This window comes from Aggregatibacter segnis ATCC 33393, from assembly GCF_900476035.1.
Taxonomy (GTDB): Bacteria; Pseudomonadota; Gammaproteobacteria; order Enterobacterales; family Pasteurellaceae; genus Aggregatibacter; species Aggregatibacter segnis.
Map to the genome: position 1 here is coordinate 607,577 of NZ_LS483443.1, position 15,567 is coordinate 623,143.

The 15,567-nt window shown below is 40.9% G+C and carries 27 protein-coding genes; all 27 read left to right on the forward strand.

The features are described from left to right. Nucleotides 1–231: 231 nt before the first annotated feature. The 27 genes from DQN58_RS03065 to rpmJ all read left to right on the forward strand — a co-directional run bounded on the left by DQN58_RS03065 (nucleotide 232) and on the right by rpmJ (nucleotide 15,466). Nucleotides 232–1,236, forward strand: coding sequence for an ornithine carbamoyltransferase (locus DQN58_RS03065; protein WP_005715736.1), 1,005 nt, complete (start codon nucleotides 232–234; stop codon nucleotides 1,234–1,236). Between the two features lie 10 nt (nucleotides 1,237–1,246). Then, entirely contained in the window at nucleotides 1,247–2,179 is a 933-nt protein-coding gene (arcC, locus tag DQN58_RS03070; RefSeq protein WP_005715738.1) for a carbamate kinase, read from the forward strand. Nucleotides 2,180–2,289: 110 nt separating this feature from the next. Then, the gene (locus DQN58_RS03075; RefSeq protein ID WP_005715740.1) at nucleotides 2,290–3,819 is read left to right on the forward strand and encodes a YfcC family protein; all 1,530 of its coding nucleotides are present in this window, start codon (nucleotides 2,290–2,292) and stop codon (nucleotides 3,817–3,819) included. Between the two features lie 95 nt (nucleotides 3,820–3,914). Continuing rightward, the gene (locus DQN58_RS03080; protein ID WP_005715742.1) at nucleotides 3,915–4,382 is read left to right on the forward strand and encodes an Lrp/AsnC family transcriptional regulator; all 468 of its coding nucleotides are present in this window, start codon (nucleotides 3,915–3,917) and stop codon (nucleotides 4,380–4,382) included. Nucleotides 4,383–4,694: 312 nt separating this feature from the next. Next, complete coding sequence (rpsJ, locus tag DQN58_RS03085; protein ID WP_001181005.1) at nucleotides 4,695–5,006, forward strand: 30S ribosomal protein S10; 312 nt, start codon at nucleotides 4,695–4,697, stop codon at nucleotides 5,004–5,006. Nucleotides 5,007–5,022: 16 nt separating this feature from the next. Beyond that, the gene (gene rplC / locus DQN58_RS03090; RefSeq protein WP_005545484.1) at nucleotides 5,023–5,649 is read left to right on the forward strand and encodes a 50S ribosomal protein L3; all 627 of its coding nucleotides are present in this window, start codon (nucleotides 5,023–5,025) and stop codon (nucleotides 5,647–5,649) included. Nucleotides 5,650–5,664: 15 nt separating this feature from the next. Further along, the gene (gene rplD / locus DQN58_RS03095; RefSeq protein WP_005556240.1) at nucleotides 5,665–6,267 is read left to right on the forward strand and encodes a 50S ribosomal protein L4; all 603 of its coding nucleotides are present in this window, start codon (nucleotides 5,665–5,667) and stop codon (nucleotides 6,265–6,267) included. Then, nucleotides 6,264–6,566: a 50S ribosomal protein L23 gene (rplW, locus tag DQN58_RS03100; protein WP_005701885.1), complete on the forward strand. Its 303-nt coding sequence runs from the start codon at nucleotides 6,264–6,266 to the stop codon at nucleotides 6,564–6,566. Before rplD ends, rplW begins: the two co-directional genes overlap by 4 nt. A gap of 20 nt (nucleotides 6,567–6,586) precedes the next feature. Further along, nucleotides 6,587–7,408, forward strand: coding sequence for a 50S ribosomal protein L2 (gene rplB, locus DQN58_RS03105; RefSeq protein WP_005701883.1), 822 nt, complete (start codon nucleotides 6,587–6,589; stop codon nucleotides 7,406–7,408). A 25-nt stretch (nucleotides 7,409–7,433) separates the two neighbouring features. After that, complete coding sequence (gene rpsS / locus DQN58_RS03110; protein ID WP_005539416.1) at nucleotides 7,434–7,709, forward strand: 30S ribosomal protein S19; 276 nt, start codon at nucleotides 7,434–7,436, stop codon at nucleotides 7,707–7,709. A 10-nt stretch (nucleotides 7,710–7,719) separates the two neighbouring features. Next, nucleotides 7,720–8,052 (forward strand): 50S ribosomal protein L22, encoded by a 333-nt coding sequence (gene rplV, locus DQN58_RS03115; RefSeq protein ID WP_005539363.1) that lies wholly within the window; start codon nucleotides 7,720–7,722, stop codon nucleotides 8,050–8,052. Nucleotides 8,053–8,068: 16 nt separating this feature from the next. Next, complete coding sequence (gene rpsC / locus DQN58_RS03120) at nucleotides 8,069–8,776, forward strand: 30S ribosomal protein S3 (RefSeq protein WP_005715746.1); 708 nt, start codon at nucleotides 8,069–8,071, stop codon at nucleotides 8,774–8,776. A gap of 13 nt (nucleotides 8,777–8,789) precedes the next feature. Beyond that, on the forward strand, nucleotides 8,790–9,200 hold the full coding sequence (gene rplP, locus DQN58_RS03125; RefSeq protein ID WP_005715748.1) for a 50S ribosomal protein L16: 411 nt from the start codon (nucleotides 8,790–8,792) through the stop codon (nucleotides 9,198–9,200). Further along, complete coding sequence (rpmC, locus tag DQN58_RS03130; protein WP_005539356.1) at nucleotides 9,200–9,391, forward strand: 50S ribosomal protein L29; 192 nt, start codon at nucleotides 9,200–9,202, stop codon at nucleotides 9,389–9,391. Before rplP ends, rpmC begins: the two co-directional genes overlap by 1 nt. Further along, complete coding sequence (rpsQ, locus tag DQN58_RS03135) at nucleotides 9,391–9,648, forward strand: 30S ribosomal protein S17 (protein ID WP_005539352.1); 258 nt, start codon at nucleotides 9,391–9,393, stop codon at nucleotides 9,646–9,648. The genes rpmC and rpsQ overlap by 1 nt, the downstream gene beginning before the upstream one ends. Before the next feature lie 297 nt (nucleotides 9,649–9,945). Then, nucleotides 9,946–10,317: a 50S ribosomal protein L14 gene (gene rplN, locus DQN58_RS03140; protein ID WP_005548786.1), complete on the forward strand. Its 372-nt coding sequence runs from the start codon at nucleotides 9,946–9,948 to the stop codon at nucleotides 10,315–10,317. Nucleotides 10,318–10,327: 10 nt separating this feature from the next. Then, entirely contained in the window at nucleotides 10,328–10,639 is a 312-nt protein-coding gene (gene rplX / locus DQN58_RS03145) for a 50S ribosomal protein L24 (RefSeq protein ID WP_005548785.1), read from the forward strand. 17 nt (nucleotides 10,640–10,656) lie between these two features. Continuing rightward, nucleotides 10,657–11,196 (forward strand): 50S ribosomal protein L5, encoded by a 540-nt coding sequence (gene rplE / locus DQN58_RS03150; protein ID WP_005715751.1) that lies wholly within the window; start codon nucleotides 10,657–10,659, stop codon nucleotides 11,194–11,196. A 12-nt stretch (nucleotides 11,197–11,208) separates the two neighbouring features. Then, nucleotides 11,209–11,514, forward strand: coding sequence for a 30S ribosomal protein S14 (rpsN, locus tag DQN58_RS03155; protein WP_005715753.1), 306 nt, complete (start codon nucleotides 11,209–11,211; stop codon nucleotides 11,512–11,514). Nucleotides 11,515–11,550: 36 nt separating this feature from the next. Further along, nucleotides 11,551–11,943: a 30S ribosomal protein S8 gene (gene rpsH / locus DQN58_RS03160; RefSeq protein WP_005715755.1), complete on the forward strand. Its 393-nt coding sequence runs from the start codon at nucleotides 11,551–11,553 to the stop codon at nucleotides 11,941–11,943. A gap of 15 nt (nucleotides 11,944–11,958) precedes the next feature. Continuing rightward, nucleotides 11,959–12,492, forward strand: a complete 534-nt coding sequence (gene rplF / locus DQN58_RS03165; RefSeq protein WP_005715756.1) for a 50S ribosomal protein L6 — start codon at nucleotides 11,959–11,961, stop codon at nucleotides 12,490–12,492. Nucleotides 12,493–12,505: 13 nt separating this feature from the next. Next, nucleotides 12,506–12,859, forward strand: coding sequence for a 50S ribosomal protein L18 (gene rplR, locus DQN58_RS03170; RefSeq protein ID WP_005715761.1), 354 nt, complete (start codon nucleotides 12,506–12,508; stop codon nucleotides 12,857–12,859). Nucleotides 12,860–12,874: 15 nt separating this feature from the next. Then, nucleotides 12,875–13,375 (forward strand): 30S ribosomal protein S5, encoded by a 501-nt coding sequence (gene rpsE, locus DQN58_RS03175; protein WP_005715763.1) that lies wholly within the window; start codon nucleotides 12,875–12,877, stop codon nucleotides 13,373–13,375. Nucleotides 13,376–13,381: 6 nt separating this feature from the next. Then, nucleotides 13,382–13,561, forward strand: a complete 180-nt coding sequence (gene rpmD / locus DQN58_RS03180; protein ID WP_005715766.1) for a 50S ribosomal protein L30 — start codon at nucleotides 13,382–13,384, stop codon at nucleotides 13,559–13,561. Nucleotides 13,562–13,564: 3 nt separating this feature from the next. Further along, complete coding sequence (gene rplO, locus DQN58_RS03185) at nucleotides 13,565–13,999, forward strand: 50S ribosomal protein L15 (protein ID WP_005715768.1); 435 nt, start codon at nucleotides 13,565–13,567, stop codon at nucleotides 13,997–13,999. A 3-nt stretch (nucleotides 14,000–14,002) separates the two neighbouring features. Continuing rightward, complete coding sequence (gene secY, locus DQN58_RS03190; protein ID WP_005715771.1) at nucleotides 14,003–15,328, forward strand: preprotein translocase subunit SecY; 1,326 nt, start codon at nucleotides 14,003–14,005, stop codon at nucleotides 15,326–15,328. Nucleotides 15,329–15,352: 24 nt separating this feature from the next. After that, nucleotides 15,353–15,466, forward strand: a complete 114-nt coding sequence (gene rpmJ, locus DQN58_RS03195) for a 50S ribosomal protein L36 (RefSeq protein ID WP_005548767.1) — start codon at nucleotides 15,353–15,355, stop codon at nucleotides 15,464–15,466. The last annotated feature ends 101 nt before the right edge of the window (nucleotides 15,467–15,567 follow it).

A 15,567-nucleotide genomic window follows, 5' to 3' on the forward strand; every position in this document is an offset into this window, starting at 1 on the left:
AAATTTTTTCACATAGAAAATTTTTTGTTCGAATTTTATACCAATAAAAAGTCCTTTGTTAGAAATTTGTTCAAAATCTTTACATTACGAGCCGAAATTCGACACGATATTCACTTGCCTTTCTTTTAGAATAAAGACGTTCGCAAGGAGTAGGTTGTATGTCGAATAAATAGTTTGTGAATAGCTTGGCTATTCGGATTAAGTCAATAAACAAAAATCAAGGAGATTATTATGGCTTTCAATCTTAAAAACAGACACTTATTAAGTCTTGTTAATCACTCAGAACGTGAAATCAAATATTTATTAGATTTATCCAGAGACTTAAAAAGAGCAAAATATGCCGGTACCGAACAACAAAAATTAAAAGGCAAAAATATTGCGCTAATTTTTGAAAAAACCTCCACCCGTACCCGTTGTGCTTTTGAAGTCGCTGCTTATGACCAAGGCGCCCAAGTCACTTACATCGATCCAAACTCATCTCAAATTGGCCACAAAGAAAGTATGAAAGACACTGCCCGCGTATTAGGCAGAATGTATGACGCCATTGAATATCGTGGTTTCAAACAAGAAATTGTGGATGAATTAGCAGAATATGCCGGTGTGCCGGTATTCAATGGTTTAACTGACGAGTTCCACCCAACACAAATGTTGGCGGACGTGTTAACCATGATTGAAAACTGCGATAAACCATTAAGTGAAATCAAATATGTGTATATCGGTGATGCGCGCAACAACATGGGTAACTCCTTGTTATTAATCGGTGCTAAATTGGGTATGGATGTACGCATTTGCGGACCGAAAGCCTTATTACCGGATGCAGAATTAGTGGACATGTGCGAAAAATTTGCAAAACAAAGTGGCGCACGCATTACGGTAACCGATGATATTGATAAAGCTGTCAAAGGCGTTGATTTCGTGCACACCGACGTATGGGTTTCCATGGGTGAGCCATTAGAAACCTGGGGCGAACGCATTAAATTATTATTACCGTATCAAGTCACTCCTGAATTGATGAAACGCACCGGCAATCCGCGTGTGAAATTCATGCACTGCTTGCCGGCATTCCACAACAGCGAAACCAAAGTGGGCCGCCAAATTGCAGAAAAATACCCTGAATTAGCAAATGGTATTGAAGTAACCGAAGATGTCTTTGAGTCGCCAATGAATGTGGCCTTTGAGCAAGCGGAAAACCGCATGCACACCATTAAAGCCGTACTTTATTCCAGCTTAATTTAAGAGGTGGTATATGAGAATTGTTATTGCATTGGGTGGAAATGCCTTGTTGCGTCGCGGCGAGCCGCTCACCGCTGAGAACCAGCGATTAAACGTGCGTATCGCTTGTGAACAAATTGCGAAGATTTATCCAAACAATGAGTTGGTTATCGCGCATGGCAATGGTCCACAAGTAGGTTTATTAGCATTACAAAGTGCAGCCTATAAAGAAGTGCCTCCTTATCCGTTAGATGTATTGGGGGCAGAATCTGTGGGTATGATTGGTTACATGATTGAACAAGAATTAGGTAACTTAGTGCCGTTTGAAGTGCCGTTCGCTACATTGCTATCACAAGTAGAAGTGGATATTAATGACCCGGCATTTAAGAACCCAACTAAACCAATCGGTCCGGTGTATTCCAAAGAAGAAGCCGAACGCTTGGCAAAAGAGAAAAACTGGACCATTGCACAAGATGGTGATAAATATCGTCGCGTGGTGCCAAGTCCGTTACCAAAACGCATTTTTGAAATCAACCCGGTGAAATGGTTGTTGGAAAAAGGCAGTATCGTGATTTGCGCCGGTGGTGGCGGTATCCCTACTTACTACGATGAGCAACATAATTTGCGCGGCGTAGAAGCGGTTATCGATAAAGACTTATGTTCTGCACTACTTGCCGATAATCTGGAAGCAGATTTATTCATTATTGCGACTGATGTGTCAGCAACCTTTGTAGATTGGGGCAAACCAACACAAAAAGCTATCGCATCAGCACCGCCGGATGAAATTGAAAAAATGGGCTTTGCCGCCGGTTCTATGGGACCAAAAGTACAGGCTGCAGTAAATTTCGCACGTAGTACGGGTAAAGATGCCGTGATTGGATCACTTTCTGATATCGTTGATATTGTGAAAGGTAAAGCCGGCACACGTATCACGAATAAAGTGAAAGAAATTTCTTATTATTCATAATAATAAACTCACTTTGAGTATTTTAGCAGTTCAAAGTAGAATGTGCGGTCGGCATGGTTGATGAATGATTATGCCGATCTGCTAACTTCGATATTGACGAGGAGTCTGCTATGGAAGCGTCTAATAAAAAAAAGGTCTTTAATTTCCCATCAGCGTTCACGATTTTATTCTTCATTTTAATCCTTGCGGTGGGATTAACATGGGTTATTCCTTCCGGTTCCTATTCTAAGTTGACCTATAATATGACTGAAAAAGTCTTTGTAGTAAAAGCTTATGGTGAGCAAGATAAAACCTATCCTGCTACGGAAGAAACCTTAAATAATCTTAATATCAAAATTAAACTCTCCAATTTCACCGAAGGTGTGATCAAAAAACCGATTGCCATTCCGGGCACTTATCAACGTATTGAACAACATTACAAAGGTATCAAAGATATCCCTATCAGCATGGTAGAAGGAACCATCGAAGCGGTAGATGTCATGGTGTTCATCTTCGTGTTGGGCGGTATGATCGGTGTGATTAACAGAACGGGCTCATTTAACGCAGGGCTCATGGCGTTGGCACGGCGCACGAAAGGCAATGAATTTATGATTGTATTTAGTGTTTCCGTGTTGATGGTGTTAGGCGGTACAACTTGCGGTATCGAAGAAGAAGCCGTTGCGTTTTACCCTATCTTGGTACCGGTATTTTTGGCGCTGGGGTATGATGCAATCATCTGTGTTGGTGCAATCTTCTTGGCTTCCTCCATGGGGACAGCGTTTTCCACAATTAATCCATTCTCAGTGGTTATTGCGTCTAATGCGGCCGGTATTCAATTTACCGAAGGGATTGGATTCCGTGCCATTGGTCTCTTGTTAGGGGCAACTTGCGTGATTTCTTACTTATATTGGTATGGTAAGAAAGTAAAAGCGGATCCGAGTTTTTCCTATACTTATGAAGATAGAGAAGAGTTTTATCATCGTTATATGAAAAACTTTGACCCAAATACCGTGCTTGAATTTACCTTAAGAAGAAAACTTATCTTAATCCTCTTCTGTATTGCTTTCCCAATCATGATTTGGGGGGTAATGGCAGGCGGTTGGTGGTTCCCTCAAATGGCAGCTTCTTTCTTGTCAATCACGATTATCATCATGTTTATCAGTGGCTTGAAAGAAAAAGATATTGTGGAATCCTTTACCGAAGGGGCTTCCGAATTGGTCGGTGTATCTTTGATTATCGGTTTGGCGCGTGGTGTAAACTTAGTGCTTGAACAAGGTATGATTTCTGACACCATTTTGGACTATATGTCTAACCTTGTAAGTGGTATGCCGGGTAGCGTCTTTATTCTTGGTCAATTAGTGGTCTTCATCTTCCTAGGCCTTATCGTACCATCTTCTTCCGGTTTGGCAGTGCTTTCCATGCCAATTATGGCACCGCTTGCGGACGCAGTGGGTATTCCGCGGGACATCGTGGTTTCTGCCTATAACTGGGGTCAATACGCCATGTTGTTCTTGGCACCGACCGGTTTGGTGTTGGTGACATTACAAATGTTGCACATTCCATTTAATAAATGGGTGAAATTTGTGATGCCGATGATTGGCTGCTTATTGGTCATCGGGGCAATCCTGCTGGTTGTTCAAGTCTCCTTATATAGCGTTTAACATCAATTTTAATAAAGGCCACCTATATCACAGTTTTTAATAGGTGGCCTTGTTATAATGCGCACGCATTTTCTTTCCTAAAAAAGGGATTTTTTATGTTTAAGAAATTATTCGATAACATTGATACGCGCATTTTAAAGGCTTTACAGCGCAACGGGCGCTTACAAAATAATGAGCTCGCCAAAGAAATCGGGCTGTCAAATTCTGCTTGCTTGCGTCGAGTAAACCATTTAGAAGAAAGCGGTGTAATCGATGGTTATACGGCGTTATTGAATCCTAAAAAATTAAACCGCAATTTGCTTGTTTATGTGCAGGGTACATTTTTTGAAGAAGATCCTGCCCTCAAAGAGCGGTTCATTTTTGAAGTGAAATTGATTCCGCAAATCACAGAATGTCATTTGATGGCGGGAAGTTATGATTTTATTTTAAAAATGTTGGTATCCGATTTGGATGAATTTCACGCCATAAAAACCAAATATTTAACCAAAGAGATCGGCATTAAAACGTTAAAGTCAGAAGTATCGCTAAAAACCATTAAATCTACTACCGAATTGCCGTTGTAATTCGCTTTTTCATCAATAAAGTGCGGTCGTTTTAGAAAACGTTTTTGAAATTCACCGCACTTTATTGATGTAAAAAGTAAGAAAAGGCTTGCAGTGAAGACGAGGTTTTAGTAGAATTCACGGGCTTTAATTATAGAAGCCGTTTAATGTAATCATTTATTAAACGGGTATTACGATATGTAATACTAACAATGTCTCCGATTTGGGGACTATATAACAGGTAGCTTGCACCTCCTTTTCTTGTTGTTTTGATGTAAGAATTGTGATGGTGTTAGTTTTTTTATTAGCTAAATTTATTGGAGCTCTGGTCTCATGCAGAACCAAAGAATCCGTATCCGCCTTAAAGCGTTTGATCATCGTTTGATCGATCAATCCACAGCGGAGATCGTTGAAACAGCTAAACGTACCGGTGCGCAAGTGCGTGGTCCGATTCCTTTACCAACTCGTAAAGAGCGTTTCACAGTATTGATTTCTCCACACGTAAATAAAGATGCGCGTGACCAATATGAAATCCGTACTCACAAACGTTTAGTTGATATTGTTGAGCCAACAGAAAAAACTGTTGATGCTTTAATGCGTTTAGACTTGGCTGCCGGCGTTGACGTGCAGATCAGCCTAGGTTAATTAAGAGGTTATTACAATGATTGGTTTAGTCGGTCGTAAAGTCGGTATGACCCGTATCTTCAATGAAGATGGTGTGTCTGTACCGGTTACCGTTATCGAAATCGAAGCCAACCGCGTAACTCAAGTTAAAACTCTTGAAAACGATGGCTATACTGCAGTTCAAGTTACCACTGGCTCTAAAAAAGCAAGTCGTGTAACGAAGCCTGAAGCGGGCCATTTCGTGAAAGCTGGCGTTGAAGCTGGTCGCGGTTTATGGGAATTTCGTACTGAAGGTGAAGAATTCACTTTAGGTCAAGAAATTAACGTTGACATCTTTGCAGATGTTAAAAAAGTTGATGTTACCGGTACTTCTAAAGGTAAAGGTTTCCAAGGTGGTGTTAAACGTTGGAACTTCCGTACTCAAGATGCTACCCACGGTAACTCTTTATCACATCGTGTTCTCGGTTCTATTGGTCAAAACCAAACTCCGGGTCGTGTGTTTAAAGGTAAAAAAATGGCAGGGCACTTAGGTAATGAACGTGTAACCGTTCAATCCCTTGAAGTTGTTCGTGTAGATGCTGAGCGTAAATTGTTATTAGTAAAAGGTGCCGTTCCTGGTGCTACTGGTAGCGATGTTATCGTTAAGCCGGCAGTTAAAGCATAGGTCTAGGAGATAGAGATGGAATTACAAGTTGTTGGTGCTAATGCACTCACTGTTTCTGAAACTACCTTCGGCCGTGAGTTTAACGAAGCGTTGATTCACCAAGTTGTTGTTGCTTATGCAGCAGGTGCTCGTCAAGGTTCTCGTGCACAAAAAACTCGTGCTGAAGTGTCCGGTTCAGGTAAAAAACCTTGGCGTCAAAAAGGTACAGGTCGTGCTCGTTCCGGTGATATCAAATCACCAATTTGGCGTTCTGGTGGTGTGACTTTCGCAGCGAAACCACAAGATCACAGCCAAAAAGTGAACAAGAAAATGTACCGCGGTGCAATCAAGAGCATTCTTTCCGAGCTTGTTCGTCAAGATCGTTTAGTTGTTGTTGATAAATTTGAAATTGATGCACCAAAAACCAAAGTATTAGTACAAAAATTAAAAGAATTAGCACTTGAAGATGTGTTAATCATCACAGCAAGTTTAGATGAAAATCTATTCTTGGCAGCACGCAACTTATACAAAGTAGATGTTCGTGATGCTCAAGGTATCGATCCGGTAAGTTTAATTGCTTTCGATAAAGTAGTTGTAACTGTGGATGCTGTGAAGCAAATTGAGGAGATGTTAGCATGAGTCAAGAACGTTTGCTAAAAGTGCTTAAAGCACCACATGTCTCTGAGAAAGCAACAAATAACGCTGAGAAGTCAAACACAATCGTTTTCAAAGTCGCTTTAGATGCGAATAAAGTAGAAATTGCTAATGCAGTAGAGCAACTTTTTGAAGTGAAAGTGGATTCTGTTCGTACCGTTGTGGTGAAAGGTAAAACTAAACGCCGTGGTGCTAAGATGGGACGTCGCAGTGACTGGAAAAAAGCTTATGTTACACTTCAAGAAGGACAATCTTTGGACTTCGTTGAAGGCGCAGCAGAGTAATTACGGAGGAGTAGAAGATAATGGCTATCGTTAAATGTAAGCCGACCTCCGCTGGTCGTCGTCATGTTGTTAAAGTTGTTAACCCTGAGTTGCATAAAGGTAAACCTTTTGCTGCGCTTTTAGATACTAAATCTAAAACCGGTGGTCGTAACAACTATGGTCGTATTACTACTCGTCACATCGGTGGCGGTCACAAACAACACTATCGTTTAATTGATTTTAAACGTAATAAATTAGACATTCCTGGTGTTGTTGAACGTTTAGAATACGATCCGAATCGTTCTGCAAATATTGCTTTAGTGCTTTATAAAGACGGTGAACGTCGTTATATCTTAGCACCAAAAGGTTTGGCTGCAGGTGATCAAATCCAAGCGGGTGCACATGCGCCAATTAAAGTTGGTAACTCATTACCAATGCGTAATATCCCGGTTGGTTCTACCGTACATAACGTTGAATTAAAACCAGGCAAGGGCGGTCAAATTGCTCGTTCAGCCGGCGCTTATGTACAGATCATTGCCCGTGAAGGTAACTATGTGACTTTACGTCTCCGTTCTGGTGAGATGCGTAAAGTATTAGCTGAATGTTCTGCCACCATTGGTGAAGTAGGCAACTCAGAGCATATGCTTCGCGTATTGGGTAAAGCCGGTGCTAACCGCTGGAGAGGTGTACGCCCTACAGTTCGTGGTACTGCAATGAACCCAGTAGATCACCCGCACGGTGGTGGTGAAGGTCGTAACTTTGGTAAACACCCAGTAACACCTTGGGGCGTTCAAACTAAAGGTAAGAAAACTCGCCATAACAAACGTACTGATAAATATATCGTACGTCGTCGTGGTAAATAATTTTAATTAAATAAGAGGATAAGCCATGCCACGTTCTCTCAAGAAAGGTCCTTTCCTTGACCTACACTTGTTGAAGAAGGTAGAGAAGGCGGTGGAAAGCGGGGATAAAAAACCAATTAAAACTTGGTCCCGTCGTTCAATGATCATTCCATCAATGATTGGATTGACCATCGCAGTCCATAATGGTCGTCAGCATGTTCCTGTTTATGTTTCTGATGAAATGATCGGTCATAAATTAGGCGAATTTGCACCGACTCGTACTTACCGCGGTCACGCTGCGGACAAGAAAGCTAAGAAGTAAGGGGTAAAAGATGGAAACTATTGCAAAACATCGTTACGCTCGCACTTCAGCGCAAAAAGCTCGCTTAGTTGCGGATTTAATCCGTGGCAAGAAAGTTGCTCAAGCTCTAGAAATTCTTACTTACACGAATAAAAAAGCATCTGCTTTAGTGAAGAAAGTTCTTGAGTCAGCGATTGCTAATGCTGAGCACAATGACGGTGCAGATATCGATGATCTTAAAGTTGCGAAGATTTTCGTAGATGAAGGTCCAAGCATGAAACGTGTTATGCCACGTGCTAAAGGTCGTGCAGATCGTATTTTAAAACGTACAAGCCACATTACTGTGGTTGTGTCAGATCGTTAATCGTAGAGGAATAACAATGGGTCAAAAAGTACATCCACATGGTATTCGCCTAGGTATTGTAAAACCTTGGAGCTCTACTTGGTTTGCGAATACACAAGACTTCGCTGACAATCTTGAAGGCGATTTCAAAGTACGTCAATTCTTAAACAAAGAATTAGCGAATGCTTCCGTTTCACGTATCACTATTGAACGTCCTGCGAAAAGTATTCGTGTTACTATTCACACAGCTCGCCCAGGTATCGTTATTGGTAAAAAAGGCGAAGATGTTGAAAAATTGCGTAATGCAGTGGCAAAAATTGCCGGCGTTCCTGCTCAAATCAACATCGCTGAAGTGAAAAAACCTGAATTAGATGCAAAATTAGTTGCAGACAGCATCGCTTCACAATTAGAACGTCGTGTTATGTTCCGTCGTGCTATGAAGAAAGCGGTACAAAATGCAATGCGTTTAGGCGCTAAAGGTATCAAAGTTGAAGTTAGCGGTCGTTTGGGCGGTGCTGAAATTGCTCGTTCCGAATGGTATCGTGAAGGTCGCGTGCCTCTACATACATTGCGTGCGGACATCGACTATAACACTGCAGAAGCTCATACTACATACGGCGTAATCGGCGTTAAAGTATGGATCTTCAAAGGTGAGATTCTTGGTGGAATGGCTGCGCTAGCGCAACCGGAACAACAACCTGCCGACAAGCCTAAAAAGGCTCCGCGCGGTAAAGGTCGTAAGTAAGGAGAATCGCTAAATGTTGCAACCAAAACGTACAAAATTCCGTAAAGTTCACAAAGGCCGTAACCGCGGTATCGCGGGCGGTACAGAAGTTAGCTTCGGTACTTTCGGTTTAAAAGCAGTTGGTCGTGGTCGTTTAACTGCGCGTCAAATTGAAGCCGCTCGTCGTGCGATGACTCGTGCAGTAAAACGTCAAGGTAAAATCTGGATTCGTGTATTCCCAGATAAACCAATTACTGAAAAACCACTAGAAGTCCGTATGGGTAAAGGTAAAGGTAACGTTGAGTACTGGGTAGCCTTAATCCAGCCGGGTAAAGTTCTCTATGAAATGGATGGTGTGTCTGAAGAGATCGCAAGAGAGGCATTTGCTTTAGCAGCTGCTAAATTGCCAATTAAGACCACTTTCGTAACTAAGACGGTGATGTAATGAAAGCTCAAGAACTACGTACAAAAAGTGTTGAAGAGCTGAATGCTGAATTGGTTAACTTGTTAGGTGAGCAATTCAAGTTGCGTATGCAAGCAGCCACCGGTCAGCTTCAACAAACCCATCAGTTAAAACAAGTGCGTCGTAGTATTGCACAAATTAAAACTGTTCTAACCGAAAAGGCGGGTGAGTAATGACTGATAAAATTCGTAGCGTGCAAGGTCGTGTAGTAAGTGACAAGATGGAGAAGTCTTTCGTTGTTGCTATTGAACGCAAGGTTAAACACCCACTTTATGGTAAGTTTATCCGCCGCACAACTAAACTACATGTGCACGATGAAAATAACGAAGCTAAATTAGGTGATTTAGTAGAAGTTCGCGAATGTCGTCCGATTTCTAAAACTAAATCATGGACTTTAGTTCGTGTAGTTGAGAAAGCAGTAATTGCTTAATTAACAACAAAAAGTAATAAAATAAAAGCCAATAGCGTAAAGTTGTTGGCTTTTCATTTTTTAAACGCTTGAAATTCTGACCGCACTTCCGTTTTCTCACATAAGTATAAGAGTGAGATGAGATTTTACTAACTGGAATTTTTTCCTATAAGTAAATTTTTAGAAATAAAATCCCGTTGCTTTTTGTATCTAATTTTGCTAAACTCCGCCACCTCTCCGTCATATACATTTATTTAATGTGTATTTTCGGAAGGTTCGTCCCGCAAGGGTGGTTTTTTAATTTAACGGAGCACTAATATGATCCAAGAACAGACTATGCTGGATGTTGCTGATAACTCAGGGGCTCGTAGCGTAATGTGTATCAAGGTTCTAGGTGGATCGCACCGTCGTTATGCTGCTATTGGCGACATCATCAAAATTACCGTAAAAGAAGCAATTCCACGTGGTAAAGTAAAAAAAGGTGATGTGTTAAAAGCAGTTGTTGTGCGCACCAAGAAGGGTGTTCGTCGCCCAGATGGGTCAGTTATTCGTTTCGATGGTAATGCTTGTGTAATTTTAAATAATAACACTGAGCAACCAATCGGTACTCGTATTTTTGGACCGGTGACTCGTGAACTTCGTTCTGAGAAATTCATGAAGATCATTTCTTTAGCTCCAGAAGTACTGTAAGGAGAATGTAATGGCTGCAAAAATCCGTCAAAATGATGAAGTAATTGTGCTTACCGGCAAAAGCAAAGGTAAGCGCGGCAAGGTAACAAAAGTGTTATCTAATGGTAAAGTGATTGTTGAAGGCGTAAATATCATCACTAAACATGAAAAACCAGTACCTGCATTAGGTAAAGAAGGTGGTTTAGTGAAGAAAGAGGCTGCAATTGATGTATCAAACGTTGCAATTTTCAACCCAACAACAAATAAAGCTGACCGAGTAGGTTTTAGATTCGAAGATGGCAAAAAAGTACGTTTCTTCAAATCTAACAATGAAATTATTTAACAAACTGGAGTAATGCGATGGCGAAACTGCATGATTACTACAGAGATCAAGTAGTAAATGAATTGAAAACTAAATTCAACTACTCATCTGTCATGCAAGTCCCACGAATCGAAAAGATAACCCTAAATATGGGTGTGGGTGAAGCATTGACCGATAAAAAATTGCTAGATAATGCAGTAGCAGATTTAGCAGCAATTAGCGGTCAAAAACCTTTGGTTACTAAAGCTCGCAAGTCTGTTGCAGGCTTTAAAATCCGTCAGGGATATCCAATCGGTTGTAAAGTAACACTACGTGGTGAACGTATGTGGGAGTTCTTAGAACGTTTAATTACAATTGCTGTTCCACGTATTCGTGACTTCCGCGGTTTAAGCGCGAAATCATTTGATGGCCGTGGAAATTACAGTATGGGTGTGCGTGAGCAAATCATCTTCCCTGAAATCGACTACGATAAAGTAGATCGTGTACGTGGTTTAGATATTACTATTACCACAACAGCTAAGAATGATGAAGAAGGTCGAGCACTATTGGCTGCCTTTAATTTCCCATTCCGTAAGTAAGGCAGGTTGCAAATGGCTAAACAATCAATGAAAGCACGCGATGTAAAGCGCGTCAAATTGGCTGAAAAATTTTATGCGCAACGCGTAGAATTGAAAAAAATTATTTCTGACGTTAATGCCTCTGACGAAGATCGTTGGAATGCCGTGATGAAGTTACAAACTTTACCACGTGATTCTAGCCCTAGTCGTCAACGTAACCGTTGTCGTCAAACTGGACGTCCTCACGGCGTTCTTCGTAAGTTTGGTTTAAGCCGTATTAAGGTTCGTGAAGCTGCTATGCGCGGTGAAATCCCAGGCCTTAAGAAAGCTAGCTGGTAATATGCCACTTTAATTTGGAATCGGAGTAAAAGCACAATGAGTATGCAAGATCCTATCGCAGATATGTTGACCCGTATTCGTAACGGTCAAGCTGCGAATAAAGTTGCGATCAGTATGCCTTCATCCAAGCTAAAAGTTGCAATTGCCAATGTATTAGCTAGCGAAGGTTATATCGAAAGCGTTAAAGTAGTTGAAGGTGTAAAACCTGAATTGGAAATTACATTAAAATATTTCCAAAATAAACCGGTTGTAGAGAGTATTCAGCGTGTAAGTCGCCCAGGTCTTCGTATTTACAAACGTAAAGACGAATTACCAAAAGTAATGGGTGGTTTAGGTATTGCTGTAGTATCTACATCTAAAGGTGTAATGACTGACCGTGCCGCTCGTCAAGCGGGTTTAGGCGGTGAGATCATTTGTTATGTAGCTTAATGGAGAGGTAGGAAAATGTCTCGTGTTGCAAAAGCACCTGTTAGTATTCCTGCCGGTGTTGAGGTAAAACTTAACGGACAGTTACTAACAATTAAAGGTAAAAATGGTGAGTTGTCTCGCTCTATTCATCATTCAGTAGAAGTTAAGCATGAAAATAATGAATTAACATTTTCACCTCGCGAAGGTATTGAAGGTGGTAATGCTCAGTCAGGTACTGCTAGAGCATTAGTTAATTCCATGGTTATCGGTGTGACTGAAGGATTTACAAGAAAACTACAATTAGTAGGTGTAGGTTATAGAGCTCAAATTAAGGGAAATGCTGTTGCTTTAAGTCTTGGATTTTCTCACCCTGTTGAGCATGTTTTACCTGCAGGAATTACTGCTGAGTGTCCTTCTCAAACTGAAATTGTTTTGAAAGGCTCAGATAAACAGTTAATTGGTCAAGTTGCTGCAGATATTCGTGCTTATCGTCGCCCTGAACCGTATAAAGGTAAAGGGGTACGTTACGCTGATGAAGTGGTACGTATTAAAGAAGCTAAGAAGAAATAATTAAGGTAACACTATGGATAAGAAATCAGCTCGTATCCGTCGTGCGGCTCGTGCGCGTCATATGATGAGAGAGCAGGGAGTAACTCGTTTAGTTATTCATCGTACTCCACGTCATATCTACGCTCAAGTCATCGCACCAAACGGTTCGGAAGTGCTTGCAGCTGCTTCTACTGTTGAGAAAGCAATTAGTGAGCAAGTGAAATATACCGGAAATAAGGAAGCAGCCGCTGTTGTCGGTAAAGTTGTTGCGGAAAGAGCATTAGCAAAAGGCGTTAAAGACGTGGCTTTTGATCGTTCTGGTTTTAAATATCATGGCCGTGTCCAATCTTTAGCGGATGCTGCTCGTGAAGCTGGTCTACAGTTCTAATTGAGGTAATTTGAGATGTCAAACATCGAAAAACAAGCTGGTGAACTGCAAGAGAAGCTAATTGCGGTAAACCGCGTATCTAAAACTGTGAAAGGTGGTCGTATCATGAGTTTCACTGCGTTGACCGTAGTGGGCGATGGTAATGGTCGTGTCGGTTTTGGATATGGCAAAGCGCGTGAAGTTCCTGCAGCTATTCAAAAGGCGATGGAGAAGGCGCGTCGTAATATGATCAATGTAACTTTAACTGAAGGAACATTGCAGCACCCTGTTAAGGGTGTCCATACAGGTTCTAGAGTATTTATGCAACCTGCTAGTGAGGGTACCGGTATCATTGCCGGTGGTGCAATGCGTGCTGTGTTAGAAGTTGCTGGCGTACGTAACGTATTGTCAAAGGCTTATGGTTCAACTAACCCAATCAATGTTGTTCGTGCAACTATTGATGCTTTAGCAAATATGAAATCACCAGAAATGGTTGCTGCTAAACGTGGTAAATCAGTTGATGAAATTTTGGGGTAATTAATAATGGCTAAAACTATTAAAGTAACGCAAGTTCGTAGTTCTATTGCTCGTTTACCGAAGCATAAAGCTACGCTACGTGGTCTTGGTCTTCGCCATATGCATCATACTGTTGAGTTAATTGATACTCCAGCAGTACGTGGAATGATTAACCAGATTTCATATATGGTTAAAGTGGAGGAGTAATAGATGCGTTTAAATACTCTATCTCCGGCTGAAGGTGCTAAGCATAGTGCTAAACGTCTTGGTCGTGGTATCGGTTCTGGTTTAGGTAAAACCGGTGGACGTGGTCATAAAGGTCAAAAATCTCGTACCGGTGGCGGTGTTCGTCGCGGGTTTGAAGGTGGTCAAATGCCTTTATATCGTCGTTTACCTAAATTTGGTTTTACTTCAATGAAGTCTGCAGTAACAGCAGAAGTTCGTTTAGATGACCTAAACAAAATTGAAAATGGCATTGTAACTTTAGAGACACTAAAAGCAGCTAATATTTTAACTAAGGATATTCAGTTTGCTAAGGTAATTTTAGCTGGTGAAGTTAAAGTTAAGTTAGTTGTTCGTGGATTACGTGTTACTAAAGGCGCTAAAGCAGCTATTGAGGCTGTTGGCGGTTCAATTGAGGAATAATTAATGGCTAAGCAACCAGGCTATCAAACGAGAAGTGTTCAAGACGGTAAAAGTGAACTGAGAAGCAGATTATTATTTGTTCTTGGAGCGCTTATTGTTTTCCGTATTGGTTCGTTCATTCCGGTTCCTGGTATAGATGCAGCTGTGTTAGCTCAATTAATTGAACAGCAAAAAGGCACCATCATTGATATGTTTAATATGTTCTCTGGTGGTGCATTGAGCCGAGCTTCTATTTTTGCTTTGGGCATTATGCCTTATATCTCGGCATCAATTATTATTCAGTTGTTAGCATCGGTTCATCCAGCACTTGCTGAGTTAAGAAAGGAAGGTGAATCTGGTCGTCGTAAAATTAGTAAGTATACCCGTTATTCTACGGTTGTTCTTGCTACCTTGCAGGCGGTTGGTATTTCAACGGGTTTACCTAACATGCTACCAGGCCTAGTTCCGAATCTAGGGTTTGGGTTCTATTTCACTGCCGTGATTAGTTTAGTTACAGGAACCATGTTTTTAATGTGGCTAGGCGAGCAAATTACAGAGCGTGGTATTGGGAATGGCATTTCTTTAATTATCTTTGCTGGTATTGTGGCAGGATTGCCTGCGGCTGTAGGTCAAACAATTGAGCAAGCTCGTCTTGGTCAGATGCATTTTCTTGTTCTTATATTAATTGCTGTAATTGTCTTCGTAGTTACTTATTTTGTTGTTTTCGTAGAACGAGGGCAAAGAAGAATTAAAATTGAGTATGCTAAACGCCAACAAGGTAGACAAATCTTGGGGGGACATACGACTCATCTTCCATTAAAAGTGAATATGGCAGGTGTTATCCCAGCAATTTTTGCATCAAGTATAATTCTTTTCCCAGCAACATTAACTCAATGGGTTGGGCAAGGGTCAAGCTTAGAATGGCTAACTGATTTATCAATGTTATTGCATCCTGGGCAACCTTTATACTTGATTGTTTATGCTACTGCAATTATCTTCTTTAGCTTTTTCTATACTGCAATGCAATATAATCCTAGAGATACAGCAGATAACTTGAAAAAATCAGGTGCATTTATACCTGGAATTAGACCTGGGGAACAAACATCTCGGTATATCGATAAAATTATGACTAGATTAACTCTTATTGGTGGTCTATATGTCACATTTGTTTGTTTAGTTCCTTATATCATGACATCAGCTTGGAATGTGCAGTTTTATTTTGGCGGTACCTCTTTGCTAATTGTTGTGGTGGTCATTATGGATTTCATCGTTCAGATTCAGAGTCATTTGATGTCTACAAAATATGAATCTGCGTTGAAAAAAGCAAACCTCAAAGGTTTTGGACAATAGTCCAATTATTAAAAAGGATAAGCAATGAAAGTTCGTGCTTCCGTTAAGAAATTATGTCGTAACTGTAAGATTGTTAAACGCGAAGGTGTTGTTCGTGTACTTTGTAGCGATCCTAAGCATAAGCAACGTCAAGGTTAGTTGATATTTTTCTTGCAAAGAACAGGTTGGGTATATATACTACCCAACTCATTTATTTCCTTGACGCTCTGTTTGAGTATCCTGAAAACGGGCTTTTCAAG